The organism is Beijerinckia sp. 28-YEA-48 (assembly GCF_900104955.1).
GTDB lineage: Bacteria > Pseudomonadota > Alphaproteobacteria > Rhizobiales > Beijerinckiaceae > Terripilifer.
Genome location: NZ_FNSI01000001.1, coordinates 782291 through 802538, shown reverse-complemented (window position 1 = coordinate 802538; position 20248 = coordinate 782291). Strand labels below are relative to the sequence as shown.

18 protein-coding genes and 1 riboswitch are annotated in these 20248 nt (G+C 61.2%); of the genes, 3 read left to right on the top strand and 15 right to left on the bottom strand.

Going from position 1 to position 20248, the window contains the following annotated elements; genetic code table 11:
* The gene (locus BLW50_RS03805; protein ID WP_244544126.1) at nucleotides 1-1137 is read right to left on the bottom strand and encodes a ribonucleotide-diphosphate reductase subunit beta; all 1137 of its coding nucleotides are present in this window, start codon (nucleotides 1135-1137) and stop codon (nucleotides 1-3) included.
* Nucleotides 1128-3059, bottom strand: coding sequence for a ribonucleoside-diphosphate reductase subunit alpha (locus tag BLW50_RS03800; RefSeq protein WP_090697653.1), 1932 nt, complete (start codon nucleotides 3057-3059; stop codon nucleotides 1128-1130). Before BLW50_RS03800 ends, BLW50_RS03805 begins: the two co-directional genes overlap by 10 nt.
* A 108-nt stretch (nucleotides 3060-3167) precedes the next feature.
* Nucleotides 3168-3362: riboswitch (cobalamin riboswitch) on the bottom strand.
* A gap of 128 nt (nucleotides 3363-3490) precedes the next feature.
* On the opposite strand from BLW50_RS03800, the gene BLW50_RS03795 reads away from it, so the two are divergent.
* Nucleotides 3491-4687 carry a multidrug effflux MFS transporter gene (locus BLW50_RS03795; protein ID WP_090697650.1) on the top strand — a complete coding sequence of 399 codons (1197 nt, stop codon included), beginning with the start codon at nucleotides 3491-3493 and terminating at the stop codon, nucleotides 4685-4687.
* Between the two features lie 16 nt (nucleotides 4688-4703).
* On the opposite strand, the gene BLW50_RS03790 is transcribed toward BLW50_RS03795, so the two are convergent.
* The 12 genes from BLW50_RS03790 to BLW50_RS03735 form a co-directional block, all read right to left on the bottom strand.
* Entirely contained in the window at nucleotides 4704-6644 is a 1941-nt protein-coding gene (locus BLW50_RS03790; RefSeq protein ID WP_090697646.1) for a bifunctional 2',3'-cyclic-nucleotide 2'-phosphodiesterase/3'-nucleotidase, read from the bottom strand.
* Between the two features lie 90 nt (nucleotides 6645-6734).
* Nucleotides 6735-7328: a MotA/TolQ/ExbB proton channel family protein gene (locus BLW50_RS03785; protein ID WP_090697643.1), complete on the bottom strand. Its 594-nt coding sequence runs from the start codon at nucleotides 7326-7328 to the stop codon at nucleotides 6735-6737.
* Nucleotides 7328-9877, bottom strand: a complete 2550-nt coding sequence (locus BLW50_RS03780; RefSeq protein WP_139267450.1) for a TonB-dependent receptor — start codon at nucleotides 9875-9877, stop codon at nucleotides 7328-7330. Before BLW50_RS03780 ends, BLW50_RS03785 begins: the two co-directional genes overlap by 1 nt.
* A 27-nt stretch (nucleotides 9878-9904) precedes the next feature.
* Entirely contained in the window at nucleotides 9905-10786 is an 882-nt protein-coding gene (locus BLW50_RS30590; RefSeq protein WP_170849970.1) for a hypothetical protein, read from the bottom strand.
* Nucleotides 10787-10799: 13 nt separating this feature from the next.
* A complete protein-coding gene (locus tag BLW50_RS03770) occupies nucleotides 10800-11204 on the bottom strand; it encodes an ExbD/TolR family protein (RefSeq protein WP_090697632.1) in 405 nt (134 codons plus the stop codon).
* 566 nt (nucleotides 11205-11770) lie between these two features.
* A complete protein-coding gene (locus BLW50_RS03765) occupies nucleotides 11771-12208 on the bottom strand; it encodes a DUF1489 family protein (protein ID WP_090708650.1) in 438 nt (145 codons plus the stop codon).
* Between the two features lie 143 nt (nucleotides 12209-12351).
* Nucleotides 12352-12726: a hypothetical protein gene (locus BLW50_RS03760; protein ID WP_090697630.1), complete on the bottom strand. Its 375-nt coding sequence runs from the start codon at nucleotides 12724-12726 to the stop codon at nucleotides 12352-12354.
* A complete protein-coding gene (locus BLW50_RS03755; protein ID WP_090697626.1) occupies nucleotides 12723-13478 on the bottom strand; it encodes an SDR family oxidoreductase in 756 nt (251 codons plus the stop codon). The genes BLW50_RS03760 and BLW50_RS03755 overlap by 4 nt, the downstream gene beginning before the upstream one ends.
* Complete coding sequence (locus BLW50_RS03750; protein WP_090697623.1) at nucleotides 13479-15461, bottom strand: acetyl/propionyl/methylcrotonyl-CoA carboxylase subunit alpha; 1983 nt, start codon at nucleotides 15459-15461, stop codon at nucleotides 13479-13481. It abuts the gene before it with no gap.
* 15 nt (nucleotides 15462-15476) lie between these two features.
* The gene (locus tag BLW50_RS03745) at nucleotides 15477-17084 is read right to left on the bottom strand and encodes a carboxyl transferase domain-containing protein (protein WP_090697619.1); all 1608 of its coding nucleotides are present in this window, start codon (nucleotides 17082-17084) and stop codon (nucleotides 15477-15479) included.
* 79 nt (nucleotides 17085-17163) lie between these two features.
* Nucleotides 17164-17814, bottom strand: a complete 651-nt coding sequence (locus tag BLW50_RS03740; RefSeq protein ID WP_090697615.1) for a glutathione S-transferase family protein — start codon at nucleotides 17812-17814, stop codon at nucleotides 17164-17166.
* Nucleotides 17815-17817: 3 nt separating this feature from the next.
* Nucleotides 17818-18258, bottom strand: a complete 441-nt coding sequence (locus BLW50_RS03735) for a GNAT family N-acetyltransferase (RefSeq protein WP_090697610.1) — start codon at nucleotides 18256-18258, stop codon at nucleotides 17818-17820.
* Between the two features lie 98 nt (nucleotides 18259-18356).
* Between BLW50_RS03735 and BLW50_RS03730 the strand changes: the two genes are divergently transcribed.
* Entirely contained in the window at nucleotides 18357-19061 is a 705-nt protein-coding gene (locus tag BLW50_RS03730) for a DUF599 domain-containing protein (RefSeq protein WP_090697607.1), read from the top strand.
* Nucleotides 19062-19128: 67 nt separating this feature from the next.
* Nucleotides 19129-19428, top strand: a complete 300-nt coding sequence (locus BLW50_RS03725) for a DUF3253 domain-containing protein (protein WP_090697604.1) — start codon at nucleotides 19129-19131, stop codon at nucleotides 19426-19428.
* A gap of 14 nt (nucleotides 19429-19442) precedes the next feature.
* On the opposite strand, the gene BLW50_RS03720 is transcribed toward BLW50_RS03725, so the two are convergent.
* Entirely contained in the window at nucleotides 19443-20240 is a 798-nt protein-coding gene (locus tag BLW50_RS03720) for a YdcF family protein (RefSeq protein ID WP_090697599.1), read from the bottom strand.
* Nucleotides 20241-20248: the final 8 nt, after the last annotated feature.

The window sequence follows — 20248 nt, the reverse complement described above, 5'->3', positions numbered from 1 at the left end:
TTAATGCGCCGGGTTCTCGGCCCGCGCCGTTCGATCGAACGCCGCCCAAACGCCGTCCTCGCCATCCCAGGAGCCCGAGGTCGCGCCTTTGGAATATTCCGTCGCCCGCTGTTCGAAGAAGTTGGCGTGCTCGACGCCATTGAGGCTTTCGACCAGCCAGGGCAGCGGATGCGGCTTGACCTGCTTGTGGCCGCTGGCCGTCTCGCTGAAATAGCCGTAGACACCAGGCAGGTGCAGTTGCGACAGCCGCCAATCGGCGATGTAGCGCACATAGGACTTGATATCGCCCGCCGTCATGCCGGCGATATCGCCGAGGCCGAAGGCCAGATCGATGAAGCGCTCCTCGAGCCCGACCATGGTGCGCGCCACATCGATGATGTCATCGCGCACAGCCGGCGTCACCGCGCCGGTCTCGCGATGCCATTCATGATAAAGCTTGATCACACCCTCGCAATGCAGGCTTTCGTCGCGCACCGACCAGCTGACGATCTGGCCCATGCCGTTCATCTTGTTGTGGCGCGGAAAGTTGAGCAGCATGGCGAAACTGGCAAACAGCGCCATGCCTTCGGTGAAAGCCCCAAACATCGCCAGAGTACGCGCCACGTCCGAGACCGTGCCGACGCCAAAGGTGTGCATGTAATCGGCCTTGGCGCGCATCGCCTCATAGTCACGGAAGGCGGCGAACTCAGTGTTCGGCATGCCCAGCGTCTTCAGGAGCAGCGCATAGGCGTCGATATGCACGGTCTCCATATTGGAGAAGGCCGCCATCATCATCTGGATTTCAAGCGGCTGAAAAAGCGGGATATAGCGCTTGAGATAGTTGTCACCGACTTCCACATCCGACTGGGTGAAGAAGCGGAAAATCTGCGTCAACAGATTGCGCTCGCCTTCCGTCACCCGGTCGGAAGCCCAATCCTTGATGTCGGCGCCTAAAGGCACTTCCTCGCCCATCCAATGGGTCTGCTGCTGACGCTTCCAGAACTCATAGGCCCACGGGTAACGATCGACGTTATAGGTGCCGGTCGCGGTCAGCAGCCCGATCTGACCAGTACCGATGAACTGGCGCGGATCGGCTTTGCCGAGATCGAGCGGAAGCGGCGCATGGCCAAGAGCCTGGCCGAGATCAATCATTGACATGCCAGGCACTCCTCATAGTCGGTTCTGGCGGAGGTGGTGAGCGCGGCTTTCTGCTGGCCATCGCCGGCGAAGGCAGCACGGCTGATCGACTTGGAGCGGCAGTAATACAGGCTCTTCATACCACGCTTCCACGCCGTCCAATGCAGCATGTGCAGATCCCATTTGTCGATGTCGGCGGGCAGATAGAGATTGATCGACTGGCTCTGACAGACATAGGGCGCGCGGTCGGCGGCCAGATCGACGATCCAGCGTTGATCGATTTCGAAGGCGGTGCGGAACACCGTCTTCTCGTCATCGGTCAGGCAATCGAGATGCTGCACCGAACCTTCCTGCGCGACGATCGACTGCCAGGTTTCAGTGGTGTTGAGACCCTTTTCCTCGAATAGCTTTTCGAGATGGATGTTGCGTACGGCAAAGGCCCCCGACAGGGTCTTATGCATGTAGATATTGGCCGGGATCGGCTCGATACAGGCGCTGGTGCCGCCAGCGATGATGCTGATCGAAGCCGTCGGCGCGATCGCGATCTTGTGGCTGAAACGGGCGCGCATGCCGCGCTCCTGCGCATCCGGACAGGCGCCGCGCTCATTGGCGAGCAGCACAGAGGCGGAATCCGCCTCGCGCCGGATCTTGCGGAAGATCCGGAAGTTCCACGACTTGGCCATCGCGCTTTCAAGCGGAATGCGCCGCGACTGCAAGAAAGAGTGAAAGCCCATGACGCCGAGGCCGACCGAGCGTTCGCGCAGGGCCGAATAGCGCGCCCGCGCCATGCTGTCAGGGGCGTTCTCAATGAAGGACGTCAGCACATTGTCGAGCATGCGCAGCACATCTTCGACCAGGCCCGGATCGTCGGCCCATTGATCCCAGGTCTCGATATTGAGCGAAGCGAGGCAGCACACCGCCGTGCGGTCTTCGCCGGTATGGTCTCTGCCTGTCGGCAGCGTGATCTCGCTGCACAGATTGGAGGTCGAGACTTTCAAGCCGAGTTCGCGCTGATGCTTCGGCATGGCGCGGTTCACCGCGTCGATGAAGAGCAGATAGGGCTCGCCGGTCTGCATGCGCGTTTCCAGAATGCGCTGCCAGAGCTGGCGCGCATCCACATGCCGCATGACCTTGCCGTCCTTCGGGCTCTTCAGCGCGAATTTGGCGCCGGCCTGCACCGCTTCCATGAACTCATCGGTGACATTAATGCCGTGATGAAGGTTCAGCCCCTTGCGATTGAAGTCGCCGGAGGATTTGCGGATTTCCAGAAATTCTTCGATCTCTGGATGGTGGATGTCGAGATAGACGGCAGCCGAGCCGCGACGCAGCGAACCCTGGCTGATCGCCAAGGTCAGCCCGTCCATCACATGGATGAAGGGGATGATGCCCGACGTGGCGCCATTGCCCTTCACCGGCTCGCCGATGGAGCGCACCTGGCCCCAATAGGTGCCGATGCCGCCGCCATTCGAGGCCAGCGCCACGTTCTCGTTCCAGGTTTCGACAATGCCATCGAGGGAATCGGGAACGGTATTGAGGAAACAAGAGATCGGCAGGCCGCGCGTCGTGCCACCATTCGACAGGATCGGCGTCGACGGCATGAACCACAGCTGCGACATAGCATCATAGAGGCGCTGCGCATGGCTGACATCATCGGCATAGGCGCAGGACACGCGGGCGAACATGTCCTGATAGCTCTCGCCGGGCATCAGGTAGCGATCATCCAGGGTCGCCTTGCCGAACGCCGTCAGCAGGCTGTCGCGCGAGCGATCAAGTTTCAGATTCGCCGGCTGCGGACGCGGCGCCAGCGGATAAGGCGGCGGGGCGTGCAGTTCGCGCTGCGGCTCCACCGTGCGTAACGTCTCGCGCACGATCGTGCGCTGGGCCGGCTCCGGAAGCGGAACCAGATGACCATTTCTGTCGAAGTCGAAAGCTGCCTGCCCCATGCGAAATTCCCGTCGCTGCTCGATCCGGGATTTGCGTTGGCGCAGCGACGCCCGACGAAGCACAGCCTCGACTGGTATGTCGCAACGGCCAACGCGGCACCCCGCCGGTGGTCGATCCATGTTCCCGGCAGGTCTTCTGGCTCGTGGGTCATCGCCATGCCCGGCCTTCCCAACGCCTTTGGCGTCAGTGGCATAGTCGAACAAAGCTTCACCACTTACAGCTGCGGGGGCAGCCCCGGAATTACACCGGGTTCCCTTTTCACCGCAGAGGCGAATCTGCGGACCGTGAACACCATATATTGTGTTTGTACGGCCAAGATTGTCAACGAATGGTTGCTCTTTCGTGACAAATATTCGTGCACAGCGGCCATGTCGCCGCATCGATTGCCTGCCGGCGACCCACGTGTGAGAAGGCGCGCGGAGGCTGACGAATGGCATTTCAACCGGGTAGAATATTTGCGTTGGCGCTTGCCTCGATTGGCTTGCTGACGCCCTTCGCTATCCACCTTTTTCTGCCGGTGACGCCGGTTTTGAAAGAGGCCTTCGGCATTTCCGACGCCCTGGCGCAGATCAGCTTCAGCCTGCCGCTGCTGGTGATGGCTTTCGCCAACCTGGTCTATGGCGCCCTGGCCGACCGCTACGGCCGCCGCCCGGTGCTGCTGTCGGGCCTGGCTCTGTTCCTCATTGGCAGCCTGCTCGGCATGCTGGCCAATTCGATCACCACTCTGATTATCGCCCGTGTCGTCCAGGCGGTCGGCGCCGGCTGCGGCACGACCTTGGTGCGCGCCATCGCGCGTGATGCCTATGGCCCCGACAAATTGGTGAAGGTGATTAGCTACCTGACCATGTTCTACACGCTGGGGCCGATGGTCTCGCCGACTGTCGCCGGCCTGCTGCTCGACCATTTCACCTGGCGCGCCGTGATGATCTTCTCCTTTGCATCCGGCGCCATCATCATGCTCGGCACTTATCTCTATGTGCCGGAAACGCGGCCAGGCGTGAAACTCGCGCCTGGCCAGAGCGTGCTCGGCAATTATCGCGAACTCTTCGCGCATCCGCGCTTCATCGCCTATGTTCTGCAACCGGGCTTCAGCACCGCTGTCTTCTTCTCCATCTCCGCCGCCTCCGCCTTTGTCATGAAGGACATGCTGCACCGGCCCTCGACGGAGTTCGGCCTCTATTTCTTCCTGTTCCCCCTGGGCTTTTTTAGCGGCAATTTTATCTCCAGCCGCATCGGCAACCGGGTTCCCAACGAGGTCATGGTTCTCGCTGGCTCGCTGATCCTGATGGCCTCCGTCGTCACCATTCTCTCGCTGCTGATGCTCGGCTATCTGCATCCGCTCGCGATTTTTCTGCCCGGCTTTTTCAATCCCTTCGCCCAGGGCATCGCCATGCCCTATGCGCAGAGCGCCGCCATGCAGATCGCGCCACGCCTCGCCGGCACCGCCGCCGGCGTCGCCATTTTCACGCAAAGCTTCCTCGGCGCGATCTTCACCCAGATCTACGGCACGATGGCCGACGGCAGCTTGAGGCCGATGATCATCGTCACCAGCGTCGGCGCCCTGCTCTGCCTGTTCTTCGGCGCGATCCCCTTCATCCTCCGGATGCGGGAAAGGGCAAGGGCCTAATTGCCTCTGCCAGTTCTCAGTCCAGCTTCAACTCGTATTTCGAATAACCTTCGGACGCCGGCCCCACATAGCTTAGGCCCGCGATCTCGCCCACATGACTGGCGGCCGCGTTCGCGCTTTCAAAACTGACCGTCACGCCTTGGCCGAACCGCTTAAAGGTCCACGGCGCCCGCCCAGGTCGAACAGGCGCGGCGGCTTCGCTGATATAGCGAATAACCGTGTCCCGATTTGTATCTGGGGCGCGCAACACGATGTTGCGCCCATCAAGGCCCGGAAACTTTCCACCGCCGTCCGCCCGATAGTTATTCGTCACCACGATAAAGTCCTGGTTCACATCAATCGGCGTGCCGGCAAAGCTGAGATCGGCGATACGGTGGGCATCGGGATGGATGACACGCCCATTCTGATCATAACGCGAGGGTTGGGTGAGATCGATCTGGTAGGAAACACCCGAGATCGCATCGAAATTATAGGACGGGACGCGGCGATCCATCAGCACCTGCGAGGTCGCGACGGCGGGATCTATCCGATTAAAGAGACGGACCGCATATTCCAGCCATTCGCGCACCATCGCGCCGCTCAGCCGCACGGCTGTCAGCGTGTTGGCGAAGACATAAAGATCCGCGACCTCACGCAGCGCCACCTTCCCGGCTTTGATGTCGACATAAAAATCCGGCGTATAGCCCGCTTTGAACGGCGCCGCCGCTGACAGCACCGGAACGTCGCGATGTTCCGTCCCGCTCAAGAGTTGTTTGGCGTAACTCGTCTGCGCGGCATTAACGATGGCGCCGGCAGGATCGTAGCCTGCCCACACGAAATAGCTATGCACAGGCTCGGCGAAGACGCCGACCGGCTGCTCGACCCATGCCAGCGTTTCGCTGTGGTCAGGTTCGATGGAAGCCGCGACCGACTTTTCCCCTTCCACCAGCGATACGACCTTGCTGCCGTCTCGGCGGGCGATCGGCCGCGCCTCGGAACGAAAATCGCCGACACGCCAGCGCCCGCCATCACGCGTCAGCGTCAGATCGATCAGACCCAGATGGCTGCCCCAAAATCCGGGCATGACCGCGGGAACGCCAGCAAGCGTGCCGCGCAAGGCATCGACACCGGGGCGTCCCTCATAGTCAGGCCCAGGAAACACCCGGTGCGAATGGCCCATGATGATCGCGTCGATGCCAGGGATCGCAGCCAAGTGGAAGGAGGCGTTTTCCTCTCCCGTCAGCATGGGCGACGTGCTGATACCGGAATGGCACAGAGCGATCAGCACATCGCAGTCTTTCCGCACGAGCGGAACAAAGCGACGGGCGGACTCCAGAATGTCGCCACAGATCGCTCGCCCATCCAGGTGAGACTTGTCCCAGGTCATGATCTGCGGCGGCACGAATCCGATCACACCGATCCGCAGCGGCTGCGCGTGCCCCGCTTCATCGACGAAGCTACGCTCAAGAACATGGAAAGGCGGCAGATAGGTGCTGCCATCCGCGTTCTGGAAATTCGCGCACACAAACGGAAACTTCGCACCGGCGAGTACCGCGTGCAGAAAATCGAGACCGTAGTTGAACTCGTGATTGCCGAGCGTTGCCGCGTCATAACGCAGGTCGTTCAGAGCCCGGATCATCGGGTGGAGATTGGGTGAGCTCTCTCCGGGATGCAATTTGCGCTTGGCGGCCACATAGTCGCCGAGCGGATTGCCCTGAATGAGATCGCCATTGTCGAGCAACACGACGTTCGCGGCTTCGTGGCGCGCCTGGGCAATCAGGGCCGCAACCTTGTTGAGGCCAACGGTGGGCTCAGGTCGCGCCCGGTAATAATCCCAATCCAGGGCGAACATATGCAAATCGGACGTCGCCAGAACACGCAGGCGCAAAGGCGTCGGCTGTTCAGGAACCTGCGCCAGAACGCCGGAAGCAACCGTCGCGCCGGCCGAGCCAATGAGATGACGGCGGGAAATACGCATGATGAAACTATCCCGATCTCTTTATTATATTTCGGTGTCATCCCCGACAGCCGCGCTGCGGCTATCGGGGTGACAGCGGCGAACAATCGACTAGTGCGTCACGGTGAGCAGCGTTTCCTTGAAGCCTTCGGTAATCACGTCGGCCTGCCTGTGCAAAACATTGAAGGCGACGAGACCGAGAAGCGCCGTACCGATGCCGATGGCCGTTGCCAAAAGCGCCGCAGCGATGCCACGGCTAACCGCCGCAGGATCAGAGATACCGCCCGACGACAGCGCATCAAACGTATCCATGATGCCAAGGATCGTGCCCAAAAGACCCAGCAAGGGCGCTGCCGTGACAATCGTATCGAGCAGCCACAGCCGGGCATTCACCTTGCCGCTGACCCGCAGGAACAGAGCCGAGGACAAGTCCTCGACCTGGGCGCGCGTGATGCCACCCTCCCTGCTCTGCTTGTTCAGGAACTCCATGACGCTCGTGCTGAGAACGTCGCGGCCCGGAAAATACGGTGCAGCCCCCGCCGAAAGGCTGGATCGACGCAGGACGGAGCGCATCTGCTGCGTCTTGATCCCGAGCATCCCGTAGAAGATCATCCGTTCCAGGATGACAAACACCATCAGCCCCAGAGCGCCGTAGAGGATGTTGATGCAGATATGATGCAGAAGCGTGTTGTCGATGTGTGGCATCAGAAAGCAACCTGCATTGTCAGGCTGGCCGCGAAGCCCTGCCCTTGGTAATAGGTCGGCGCGGACCCGGAGATGATGCCGCCGTTGACACCTCGCGTCGCCAGCGCATTCGTCTGAACGCCGTTGACGCCAACAAGCGTGCGGCGGTCAAAGAGATTGTAGAGATTGACCTTGATCTCCGGCTTTTTGACACCGAGGAAATCGTCAAACCGGTAACCGAAGCCCGCATGCATCAAACCATAAGGACCGATCTGCTGATCGTTCGTGAAGGTCGAATATTGACGCGCGTAGAATTTGTAGCGGACGTTGGCGAAGAACTTGCCGTCATCATAGTCGAGGCCGAGACCAAGCTGATAACGCGGCGCGCGCGGCAGTTCCTTCCCCGCCACCGGCAGATAATCCTGAGCACCGCCAGCGAGGGTGACGGGGAGATTGTCCATAAGCCGGGTGCGCAGATATTCCGCCGACAGATAGGGGCGGAAATTATAGATCGGCCTCGTGCCGATTTCGAAATCGACACCGTAGCTGTTGACGCGTCCGGCGTTGATGCTCTGCGTAAGAAGCGCCGTGCCACCGCTCGGATCGACCGTATTCGTCGTGACCTGGCGGTTCCGATATTGCGTCGCAAAGAACGACAGCGACGTGTTGATCAGCTCGCCCTGATAGCGATGACCAACTTCAAACGTAATGGCCTTTTCCGGCGATTGGGTGTTGTTGGCCGCCGTGGTCTTAAGGCCTGTCGTGTTGCTGAAGGCGTCGGCAAGCGCGAAATTCGGCGTTGTGCGAAACGTCGTGTTAATGCTCGCGAACACCGAATGTTCGTCCGTCAGACGGTAGCGAACGCCAATCTGCGGCAGTGTCGCCGTGTCATTGCGGGTGACGACCGGCGTCGCACCGGGAAGGAAGTTCTCGACACGGCGATTGATGAAGGTCTGCTTGAGACCGTATTCGATGCTCAAACGATCGTTGAAGAGCGACCACGTATCGCCAAGGAAGAACGTATTGCTCATCGTCGTCGTCATCGTATCGCGACGCTGGATCAGCGAACCAGCGCCCGGCTGTCCGGCGGGCACAACGATACCGCCCGAGCCATAGGGATCGACCGGCTCACCGGCCGCCGTGAGATAAGCATAGGGCGCGGTCTGTTTGTGAGTGGCGCGCTCAAACCAATGGCCGAAGATGATCTTATGATCATCCAACTGATAGGTGAGCTTGTTGATGATACCCGGCCGATAGGTTTCGGTGATCGACGGGTTAAAGAGCAGTCCCTTGTTGGTGCTCGAAATGATGCCATTGGGGAACCAGTCGACGCCGGTGATGCGCTGATTGCCCCAGAAGGTTCCGGGACCAGACACCGTTCCAATCGGATTTTCGGTCAGGGTCGATGTGCCGCCGCCGTTGCCGTAGCCGTACCAGAAGTAAGGAACCGTATCGAACGTCAGCTTGTCCGTGATCGTAAAGACCGACGGCGCGCTGGCGATCAGGTTACGGAATGGATTGATGCGCATCTTGTAGTAGTTGAAAGCGCTGCCGGCGCTCTGATCGGGACCAGTGATGAAGGTGGACGGCAGGCTCCCCGCATAGGCCGGGCTAAAGCCGAGTGTGTGAAACTGAGCCAGCGTCGGGTTGATGTAATTATTGTTGATGGCTTGATTGTAAATCAGCGACGCGCTGATCCGGTTGCCGGCGCTGATATCGTAAACCCATTTCGTATCGATATGGGTGCGGTCGTCCTGGCCGGGTTGGGCCCAATGGTCGGCGTGATAGCGCGAAAACGAAACATAGCCGCGCAGGCCATTCATATCGCCGGTTTCGATGCGGCCGAAAATCCGGCGCTTATTGTAGGAGCCCAGCGTCGTCTTGACGAGGCCACCGTACGTCTTCGAAGGATCGCGCATGTAGACGTTGATGACGCCACCGGTCGAACCGATATGCGGCGAGTCAATGTCAGGCGCACCCTGCGCGAGAGACACCTGCGAGATATTTTCGCCGTCGACATATTCCTGCGGATACAGGGCATAGCTGCCGGAATCGTTGACCGGCGCGCCTTCGACGGTCATGCCGATCTGATCCGAGTTAAACCCGCGGATCGTGATGTTGCCACCGTTCAGACCTGCCGCATCGGGGCTCGACACGTTGGCGCCGGGCAGCATTTCGATCATCTGATAGGGATTGGCCGTCGGCGACAGCTTGTCGATGGCATCGCGCGTGACCGTGGAACGTGTCTTCGGCGTCTCTTCCTGAATCATATAGCCGCCGCCGATATCCTGGCGCGTCACACCACCGGGCGTGGCCCCATCGCCGCCTTCACGAATATCGATGCGACCGAAGTCCGTTGGCGCGGCGGTCAATCCGCTTTGAGCCGCCCCATCGCGCCGGCGTTGTGCGGCCTCGTGCGGCTGAACCGGCGGTGCGCTCTGCTGAGCGGCAGCACGCGCATTGCGCGCCGCACGGGCGTTTGCCGTTTCATTCGGAGCGGTTTGCGCCACGGCGGTGGCGATGAGAGATGTACCAGCTAGCAACGTGATAGTCAGATGACGCAAGAACACGAGTTTATTCCTTTCAAGAGATAACGGTTATCGGGGGATGTAGTTGACGACGCCGCTCAGCGTTCCGCCGCCAGCCGAAGCTGCGCAGGCTGATGCTCGAGAACGCGCCGCTTGATCGAGGATCGAAGATCCGGAACTGCGGGTGATGCTGGCGCTGCCGCCAGAAATCGAAATACCGACGCTGCCAGAGGGCTTTTGTAAGCGCGCATCTTTCGATTGCGGATATGGCGCACCGGCAAGACAACTGCGGAAAGCCGACGCATTTCCAGCGGCGGGGCGTGCGGGCGCGGCCGCCTGCGCTGGCGCCGGTCGCGCCACCGCGGGCGTGTGGTCTCTGAGAGGCTTGGGTTCCGGCCGGGGCTTGGGTTGAGGTTTGGGTTGCGGCTTTGGCTCCGGTCGCGGCTTCGGCTCTGGCTTCGGCTCCGGCTTGGGCTGCGGACGAGGCTCTGGGTGTGGACGCGGCACAACGGCAGGTTTTGGCGGCGGCAATTCGCCGACTGGCGAAGGTGGTGGCGTTTCGATCTCCGGCAACGGCGGTTCGATCACCGGTGGTGGAGGCTCGACGACAGGTGGCGGAGGTTCGACCACTGGCGGAGGCGGTTCTTCGACAGGCGGAGGCTCTTGCGGCTTCTCCTCCATCGCTGTTGGCGGCTCTGGCGGCGGTGGTTCCTGCTGCGGCTCCGGCGGCGGCGGTTCGACAGGAGGCTCGGTGGGTTGTTCGACAGGCGGCGCGGCAGGCGCGGGCTCTGCCGGCGGAGCCTCGAGAGCGACTTCCATCGCAGACACATCCAGCACTGGCACAGGCGTGGGCGTTGTCATCGCTGGCAGATGCCAGCACGCCCAGAGCAGGCTCGCGGTGAGCACGGCCGAAATCGACGTGCTCAACACTTCTGTTCGATCTGTTTTCATTAGGTCTTCGCACCTATTTCGGCCTTGTGACGATTTGCATGCTCGTCACCCCGGCCGACTTAAGGGCGTCCATCACGCTAATGAGATTTTGCAGGGAGGCGCCTTCATCGCCGGAGACAACAACCGATGTCGGTTTGTCGGAAGGCAGGGATTTGAGCTTCTCGGCGATCGCATCCAATGCGAGCGGTTGACCATCGATGAAGGTTTTGCCTTCACGATCTATGCCGATCAGAACCCGTGTTCGCTCGACGACTTTGTCAGGCTGAGCCGAACTGGGCGGCGTGATTTTCAAGCCAAGCGCAGGCAGAACATTGACGCTGATGAGCACAAAGAAGACGAGCAAGAACATCATGACATCGATCATCGGAATGATTTCGATGCGCACGCGTCTTTGATGCCGTACCGGCCAATTCCGCATTGATAGCCCCCTTTGACGCGCGAAACGCACGCGATCAAATCTGGGCGCGGAACTAGAAATCTAAAATTTCATTCATGTGACGAGATCGCAAGACGATCTGTCACAAAGCCTTGCAATGCAGAGCAATCACATCGTCGATCGATTTAGACTTATGATTTTACGCGACGTGTCTCGTCACAATCGCTTTGGGCAGACAAGCCGAAAAGTTTTTCGCATTACAAACTCGTAGGAGTCGCGCGCGAAAATTACCGTTGAGTCATCGCGACAAAGTTGCAATACGTTTTGATGAACCCTCAATACAAGAACTATTGAGCGATCTGCCTTCTCTCGATTCGAGAACAGCCAGCCATCGCGACAGTTCATCGTGTCGCTCATGTCGATCTCACGGCGCAGGTTTCAACCAGCGCGCTGCACCCGAGATCAGTCAATCTTTCCATATGAAAAAGATGAGTCGGCACGTTGCGCAACGGATTGCCGAGGAGATGCAGGCTGATGCAACGGAAGTTTTCAACGAAAGCCGCTGGAATGTTCTCGATGCGATTGCCCGGTCGGGCAGCCTCGCCTCGCTATAGCAGCCCGAGCTCGCGCAACTCGCGCCGCAGATCTTCCGGCATTTGCGCCAGTTCGCCGAAGCCGGCTGTCACATCCTCCGGCTTCTCGTTATCCTTGAGATAACGCCAGCCCTGAAACGGCCGGCAAGATCGTGGCATGATCGGAACCACGTCGGGCTCCATCACGATGAAGCAGCGCGAAATGCCCTGGTCATCCGTAAACGGCCGGATATCGATGAGCTTCTGCCGCGCCGAAACCTGCCCCTTGATGACCCAATACATCGAACCGCCATCGAGCAGCTCGGCGACGCGCTTGGGCACCATGCGGGTCCGATGCGTGTACTCCGCCGGCTCGCCAGCCTGCTTCTTGGCGGCCATCCGCTGCTGGACCCACTCTTCGTGATCGCGGATCGACTCCGATCCGACCGACAATTTGATTAAATGTAGCGCCATGGCTCCATTTTGGCCTTGCAGCGGGTGCGGAACAAGCGGCCCCTGCGCATCGTCAACATGCAATAATGCTGGTCCCAGGCCAATGCCGTCGCCATTTGCCTTGAGGAATCAAAGCCGTGCGTCTTAGGCACAGCCCGGCTGCCTTATTTATGGGCCGGGCTATTGATGGCGTTCATCAGGCAGGTATTGGTGCGGAACTGCTGTTCGGCCAGTTGCGCCGCAATGGCCAGCGTCTTGCCGCGCTCGAAATTATAGCCGCAGGCCGCCGCCGAAACGGGCGTCATCACTTCGACCACCGGCGGCGCGCTGCCTTTCAGCATCTGCACCGTTTCGATGCGCGCATAGATGTTGGCGCCGTCCCGGCGCACGTTCAGCACCCGGCCGGTGATCACGATCGAAGCCTGAGCGGCCGCCTGTTCGCGTGTCTGCTTGGCGCAGGAGCAGGCCGAAGCCTGCTCCGTCAGCGCCAGCAGCGAAAGGAAAGCGCCCCCCGTTGCAATGACAGCGGAGCGGATCATCCGCGTCCCTCGAACGGCATTTTCGTCGCCTTGATGGTCATGAACAACACATTCGTCTCCAGCGGCAGACTGGCCATGGCAACGATCGCCCGGCCGACATGATCCAGCGCCATGGTCGCTTCCGGCCGGATCGATCCATCCGGCTGCGGCACGCCCTTCTTCATCTTGTCGGCCATGCTGCTCTCCGCATTGCCGATGTCTATCTGGCCGACGGCTATGTCATATTTGCGGCCATCGAGCGCCGCCGTCTTGGTGATGCCCGTCACCGCATGTTTCGTCGCCGAATAAGCAATCGAATTCGGCCGTGGCGTATGGGCCGAGATCGAGCCATTGTTGATGATGCGCCCGCCCTGCGGCTTCTGATCCTTCATGATGCGGAACGCCGCCTGGGTGCACAGGAACACGCCATTGAGATTGACGCTGACCACCTCCTGCCATCTCTCGAACGGCAGGTCTTCCAACAGCGATGGCGCACCGCCCATGCCGGCATTGTTGAAGAGCAGATCGAGACGGCCGAACTCGCCCTTGATCTTGGCGAACAATGCGTCGACTTGTTTCGGGTCGCCAACATTGCAGACCACCGCAATCGCCTTGCCGCCAGCTTTTTCGATCGCCGCCACCGCTTCATCCAGCGGCTCCTGGCGCCGGCCGGTCACCACCAGCGTATAGCCGATGCCGGCGAGTGCCAGCGCCGCCGTCCGGCCGATGCCGGTGCCACCGCCGGTGACTAAGGCGATTTTCTGATCAGACATTCAGGCGTCTCCCGTTTCTGTTTCGATTATCAGCAGCGTGGCATTTTGCGCCACCTGTTGGCCGGCGTGAATAGCAATCGGACCAACACGGCCCGCGACCGGCGCCACTAGCACATGCTCCATTTTCATCGCCTCGACAATAGCCAGCCGCGCGCCCTTCTCCACCGCTTCTCCCGCAGCAACAAAGAGCGCGACAAGCTTGCCATGCATCGGCGAACGCACGACGTTGCCATCGACAGCCAATGTTTCATCGGCATGATCGAGCGCGTCGAACAGGCTCACATGAACCTGCCGCCCTTCGCGCAAGACGAACACACCGCTGTTATCCCGATAAGCACTTAGCAGCGGATCGGCGCACATCCATTTGCTATTTTCGCAACGCGCCGATAGCCGAGCACTGGCGAAGGCTACCGCCATTTCACCTTCATGCCACTTCGCTTGCACCGTCTGACGTTCACCTTCGACAGCAATGGCAATCTTCTGGTTGCGCGGCGCCCCCAGCTGAAAAGCATCAGCACGCGCCCACGGATCGGCAAAGCCATTCACACTTTCACGGTGATCCGCCAGCGCCACCGCTGCACCGAAGGCCACCGCCGCATCGTCAAAAGGCTGCGGCGCCGCACCGAGATCATCGAGATGTCGCTCGATGAATCCCGTATCGAACGCGTTGCTGGCAAACTCCGGCCGCGTCACCAGCCGATGCAAGAAACCCGCGTTGGACCGAGGGCCTACAACCTTGGTTGCCGCCAAGGCATCGGCTAGCCGCTGGATCGCCTGCGCGCGGGTCGCCCCATGAGCAATGATCTTGGCGATCATCGGATCGTAGAACGGCGTCACCTCGCTGCCATCAGTCACACCGGCATCAACGCGCACACCTTCTCCTTGCGGTAGATCGAGCGCCAGGATGCGCCCGGTCGAGGGCAGAAAGCCGCTGTTGGGATCCTCCGCATAAAGCCGCGTTTCGATCGCATGGCCGGAGTGCCTGACGTCCGCTTGTTGCAGCGATAGCGTCTCGCCCGCGGCAACACGAAACTGCATCTCCACCAGATCGAGCCCGGTGATCGCTTCCGTCACGGGATGCTCCACCTGCAGCCGCGTGTTCATCTCCATGAACCAGAAACTCTCCGGCGACAGCGGCCTGGAACCATCGGCGATGAATTCGACCGTGCCAGCGCCGGCGTAACCCACCGCGCGCGCCGCAGCGACAGCTGCTTCACCCATCGCGCGCCGCGTCTCTTCATTCATGCCCGGCGCTGGCGCTTCCTCGATCACCTTCTGATGCCGGCGCTGCATGGTGCAATCACGCTCGAACAAATGAATGGTGTTGCCGTGGCTGTCGGCGAAAACCTGAATCTCGATATGACGCGGCGTGCTGACATATTTCTCGATCAACACACGCGCATTGCCGAAAGAGGATTGCGCTTCGCGTTGCGCGGCGGCCAAGGCATCGGCGAAATCAGCAGCACGTTCCACCTTGCGCATGCCCTTACCGCCACCGCCGGCCACCGCTTTGATGAGCACGGGATAGCCGATGCGCTGGGCCTCATCAGCCAGATGCGCAATGGCCTGCTCGGCGCCGTCGTAGCCAGGAACAACGGGAACACCGGCCTTGCGCATCAGCGCCTTGGCTTCGTCCTTTAGGCCCATGGCGCGAATGGCAGCAGGCGGCGGGCCGACAAAGACCACGCCAACCGCTGCACAGGCCTCGGCGAAGCCGGCATTCTCCGACAGAAAGCCATAGCCTGGATGAATGCATTCAGCCTTGGCGGCGCGCGCCACCTCGAGAATGACATCGCCATTCAGATAAGACTGCGCCGCTGGCGCAGGGCCAATCTCATGCGCCTCATCAGCCAGGCGCACATGCAGCGCATTCCTATCCGCCTGCGAATAGACGGCGATGGTGCGCAGCCCCAGACGTCGCGCCGTGCGGATGATCCGGCAGGCGATCTCACCGCGATTGGCAATCAGGACGGAGTTGAACATGGCTGGCCCCTCGCCCTACATCCGGAACACGCCGAATTTCGTTGTCTCGGCCGGCGCGTTCAATGTGGCGGACAGCGCCAGCGCCAGAACCCGCCTCGTTTCCGAAGGCAGGATGATGCCATCGTCCCAGAGCCTCGCCGTCGCATAATAAGGCGAGCCCTCTTCCTCATATTTGGCGCGGATCGGCGCCTTGAAGGCGTCTTCCTCGGCGGCGCTCCACTGCTTGCCTTCGGCCTCGATATTGTCACGCCGCACCGTCGCCAGCACGCTCGCCGCCTGCTCGCCCCCCATGACGCTGATGCGCGCATTGGGCCAGGTGAAGAGAAAGCGCGGGCCGTAAGCCCGCCCGCACATGCCGTAATTGCCGGCGCCGAACGAACCGCCGACGATCACCGTGATCTTTGGCACCCGCGCACAGGCCACCGCCGTCACCAGTTTGGCGCCATCCTTAGCGATACCGCCGGTCTCATATTCGCGGCCGACCATGAACCCAGAAATGTTCTGCAAGAACAAGAGCGGCACGCCGCGCTGGCAGCACAGCTCGACGAAATGCGCACCCTTCAGCGCGCTTTCGGAAAACAGAATGCCGTTGTTGGCGATAATGCCGACGATCATGCCCTCGATATGGGCGAAGCCACAGATCAGCGTCGTGCCGTAGCGCGCCTTGAACTCATCGAAATCGGACCCATCGACCAGACGCGCGATCACTTCGCGAATGTCATATTGCTTGCGCAGATCGGTCGGCACGATGGCGTCGAGCTCGGCGACATCATGCAGCGGCGGTTGCGATGCACGGCGCTCCGGCGGCGAACGTTTCGCCGTATTGAGATTGCGAATGGCGCGCCGCGCCAGGGCCAGCGCATGTTCATCATTCTGCGCCAGATGATCGGCAACACCAGAGAGCCGCGTATGCACATCGGCGCCGCCCAGATCCTCGGCCGAAACCACTTCGCCGGTCGCAGCCTTCACCAGCGGCGGCCCCGCGAGAAAAATCGTCCCCTGCCCTTTGACAATGATCGTCTCATCCGACATGGCCGGCACGTAAGCGCCGCCTGCCGTGCAGGAGCCCATCACCACCGCCACCTGCGCCAGGCCGCGCGCCGACATATTGGCCTGGTTGAAGAAGATGCGGCCGAAATGGTCGCGATCAGGAAACACCTCGGTTTGATGCGGCAGGTTGGCGCCACCGGAATCGACCAGATAGACGCAGGGCAGATTGTTCTCTTGCGCGATCTCCTGTGCGCGGAGATGTTTCTTCACGGTGATCGGATAATAAGTGCCGCCTTTGATCGTCGCATCGTTGCAGACGATCATCGCCTCACGCCCCTCGATGCGGCCGATGCCGGCGATCATGCCGGCGCCGTGGATATCGCCTTCATACATGCCGAAGGCAGCGAGCCCCCCGATCTCCAGAAAAGGAGAGCCCGGATCGATCAGGCCCTGCACCCGATCGCGCGGCAACAGCTTGCCGCGATCGACATGGCGTTGGCGCGCCCGCTCGGGGCCGCCCAACGCCGCCGTAGCGCGGCGCGCCTGCAATTGCGCCACAAGCTCCGCCCAGGATTGCCGATTGGTCGTGGCGTCAGGTCCGACCGCATCGAAATTCGATTTCAGGACCGCCACGTGTCTCGCCCCCGTCTGCCATTTCGGCGACTATGGCGCGAAACGCCGCTGAAGCAAACCAGCCCTTAGACGGACCCGATCATATCGCGTCATAGATCTCGTGGGTTTGCTTTTCGGTGAAAGCATCCTTGATCCAGGCCTGCCAGGCCGGCAGGGCCATCACCGCGTCCATATAGGCCCGCGTGTCCTTTTTCACCTTCACGTCATAGATATGCAGACGGTTGACGACCGGGGCGAACATGGCGTCGGCGGCGCTGAATTTACCAAACAGGAACGGCCCGCCCTTGCCAAATTGACGACGCGCGCCAGCCCAAACGGCCTCGATCCGCGCCACGTCCGCCAGCACCTCCGGCGTCAGCTCGCGCAAGCGCACCTCGCGGCGGAAATTGGTCGGCAGATGGCGGCGCATGGCCATGAAGCCAGCGTGCATTTCCGCCACCAGCGCCCGCGCATGGGCGCGCGCCGCGCGGGTCTTCGGCCATATATTCTTGGCCGGATATTTTTCCGCCAGATATTCGAGAATGGCGGTGGATTCCCAGACTTCGATCTCGCCGTCGATCAACAGCGGCACCTTGCCGGTCGGCGACAGACGCTTCAGCTTCTTCTTGCCGGGCTCGTCGTAGAGATTGACCTGCTTCTCCTCGAACGGGATGTGCAGGGTCGCCAGCAGAATCCAGGGCCGCAGCGACCAGGACGAATAAGCTTTATTGCCGATGACCAGTGTCAGCATGGGTCAGAGCGCCTTGCGATAAACGATGAAGGAGGAACGGTTGACCAGCGTGTCATAGAGCGAGCGCGCCGGCGCGTTGAATTCCTGGGTGTGCCAATAGAGCCGGAAGGCGCCGGCCTCTTTCGCCGCCGCCTCGACCGCCAGGATCAGGCCCTTCCCCGCCCCGGAACCGCGCGCCTGTGGATCGACGAACAGATCCTCCAGATAGCAGCTTGGCTGCAGGCTCCAGGTGGAAGGATGGAACAGGAAGGTGGCAAAGCCGATCAGCCCTTCGCCCTCGGCGTCAGCGACCAGCCCGCGCACCGGGCCATCGCCGTGCAGCAGCCTGGCCCAAAGATCGGCGGTGACCGCCTCGGACACCTCGGCCCGGTAGAAGCTGGTGTAGCCGGCCCAGAGCTGGCGCCAGCGCGCCTCATCCTGGGGAATGGGGGGACGAATCTGCATCTGAACCCGACGTTTGTTGGATTTTATGAGTAGCAAAAGAGCGAACGAGGCGAAACTGGCACATTCACGGCGCGCGACAGGCGCGGTAGACTTGCGCCATGTCCGGATTCGTCTTCGCCGACCTGATCGCCATCTGCCTCTTCGCGGCCGCCTGGGTGATTTATCACCACATGCTCCGTACTCATGCCCGCACGGCGCTCAACGCGCAGATGTCCTACTACCGCCTGCGCTGGATGCAGGAGATGGCCGGGCGCGACGTGCGGATCGTCGATTCAGCCATCATCGCCTCGCTACAGAACGGCACCGCCTTTTTCGCCTCGACCTCGCTGCTGGCGCTGGGCGGCACCGCCGCCCTGTTACGCTCCAGCGACGACATGATGCGCGTCGCCACCGACTTTCCGTTCGGCTTCGTGCCGACCCGCGCCATGTTTGAGATCAAGGTCATCGGCCTGCTGATTTTGTTCGGCTACGCCTTCTTCAAATTCGCCTGGGCCTACCGGCTGTTCAACTATTGCGCCATTCTCATCGGCGCCACGCCGCCGGCCAAATCCGAAAACGACGACGAGCGCCGCCGCATCGCCACCTATGCCGGCCGCATGAACATCGCGGCGGCGCGGCAGTTCACCCGCGGCCAGCGCGCCTTCTTTTTCGCCCTCGCCTATCTTGGCTGGTTCCTCGGCCCCTATGTGCTGATGGTGACGACCGGGGTCGTCCTGTTCTTCATGTGGTCGCGCCAATATCGCTCCGAGGCCCATGACGCCATCGACCCCTCCAAACACGTGTCCGACGCCGATGCCTCGTAAACGTGATCCCAAACCCATTAACGTCAAGCCGGTTGACGTAAAGCGCTCTGCGCCCCATAGGCCCGGGATGATACAGGCAACGGCCCCCGAAGATTCGGCCCCCAACAAGACCCTCGAAGCCGCCATTCTCGATCTTTGCATCGAAGCCGGCCCCGGCAAGAGCATCTGCCCGACAGACGCCGCCAAATCCATCGCCGCCGCCAAGGGCGGGGACGATCTGGCCTGGCGCTCCTGGCTGACCCGCGTCCGCGCCACCGCCATCGGCATGGCCCGCAAGGGCGATCTGGTGATCTACCGCAAGGGCAAGCCGGCCGATCCGGACGATTTCCGCGGCGTCTACCGCCTCGGCCTGCCGCGCAGCGAGTAAGCGCTCAGAGTCGTTTACGGTTTTGGAAACAGCGCGTCTGTCTTGCCAGACAGATAATAGGCGACGAGCCCGATATATTCACGGACGGCACGGTCGGTCCGGCGCAGGCCAAGCGACGTCTCCGCCGACGGCCGGATAAAGTCGTACCAAGTCCCGCGCGTCGAATAATCGACCGGACAGGGAACCACCGGAAATCCAGCCTGACGGAACAGGCCCATGGAACGCGGCATATGATAGGCCGACGTGACCAGCAACCACACCTCGCCGGGCTTCGGCTTGACCAGATCGCGCGTGAACACCGCGTTTTCCCAGGTGTTGCGGGACTCTTCCTCCAAGGTCATGCGGTCAGCGGCAATACCCAGGCTCGTATAGATGCGGCGGGCAACCTCCGCCTCGCTGACGTCACCGCCCAGAATGCGCCCTGAGCCGCCGCTGAAGACGATCCGTGCATTGGGGTAGCGATAGGCCAGCGCCGCCGAAGCTGTCATGCGCGTGCCGGCATCCGACAATTCGGAGCTGCCGCGCGCGGTGCTCACCACTTCGTCGACGCCACCACCGAGCACGATGAAGCCGGTCGGCGCTGGGAAATCGTCCGGCAGCTGCGGAAAGCGGTTTTCCAACGGCGACAGCAAGATCTGGCCGCCCGGCCCCAGGCCAAAAAAGATAGCGAGCACGACGACCGCCAGAAGAACGCAGCGGGCGATGCGCTGAAACCCGGCATAGAGCGCCAGCAACGCCAATGCGGTGGCCACCACCATCAGGTTCGAGGGCGCGGCGAAGAACCACAAGATTTTGGACAGGTAGAAGAACATCGGAACGC

Coding starts and splice junctions, on each gene's coding strand:
- BLW50_RS03805 (WP_244544126.1), bottom strand. CDS start 1,137: ATGTCAATGATTGATCTCGGCCAGGCTCTTGGCCATGCGCCGCTTCCG.
- BLW50_RS03800 (WP_090697653.1), bottom strand. CDS start 3,059: ATGGGGCAGGCAGCTTTCGACTTCGACAGAAATGGTCATCTGGTTCCG.
- BLW50_RS03795 (WP_090697650.1), top strand. CDS start 3,491: ATGGCATTTCAACCGGGTAGAATATTTGCGTTGGCGCTTGCCTCGATT.
- BLW50_RS03790 (WP_090697646.1), bottom strand. CDS start 6,644: ATGCGTATTTCCCGCCGTCATCTCATTGGCTCGGCCGGCGCGACGGTT.
- BLW50_RS03785 (WP_090697643.1), bottom strand. CDS start 7,328: ATGCCACACATCGACAACACGCTTCTGCATCATATCTGCATCAACATC.
- BLW50_RS30590 (WP_170849970.1), bottom strand. CDS start 10,786: ATGAAAACAGATCGAACAGAAGTGTTGAGCACGTCGATTTCGGCCGTG.
- BLW50_RS03770 (WP_090697632.1), bottom strand. CDS start 11,204: ATGCGGAATTGGCCGGTACGGCATCAAAGACGCGTGCGCATCGAAATC.
- BLW50_RS03765 (WP_090708650.1), bottom strand. CDS start 12,208: ATGGCGCTACATTTAATCAAATTGTCGGTCGGATCGGAGTCGATCCGC.
- BLW50_RS03760 (WP_090697630.1), bottom strand. CDS start 12,726: ATGATCCGCTCCGCTGTCATTGCAACGGGGGGCGCTTTCCTTTCGCTG.
- BLW50_RS03755 (WP_090697626.1), bottom strand. CDS start 13,478: ATGTCTGATCAGAAAATCGCCTTAGTCACCGGCGGTGGCACCGGCATC.
- BLW50_RS03750 (WP_090697623.1), bottom strand. CDS start 15,461: ATGTTCAACTCCGTCCTGATTGCCAATCGCGGTGAGATCGCCTGCCGG.
- BLW50_RS03740 (WP_090697615.1), bottom strand. CDS start 17,814: ATGCTGACACTGGTCATCGGCAATAAAGCTTATTCGTCCTGGTCGCTG.
- BLW50_RS03735 (WP_090697610.1), bottom strand. CDS start 18,258: ATGCAGATTCGTCCCCCCATTCCCCAGGATGAGGCGCGCTGGCGCCAG.
- BLW50_RS03730 (WP_090697607.1), top strand. CDS start 18,357: ATGTCCGGATTCGTCTTCGCCGACCTGATCGCCATCTGCCTCTTCGCG.
- BLW50_RS03725 (WP_090697604.1), top strand. CDS start 19,129: ATGATACAGGCAACGGCCCCCGAAGATTCGGCCCCCAACAAGACCCTC.
- BLW50_RS03720 (WP_090697599.1), bottom strand. CDS start 20,240: ATGTTCTTCTACCTGTCCAAAATCTTGTGGTTCTTCGCCGCGCCCTCG.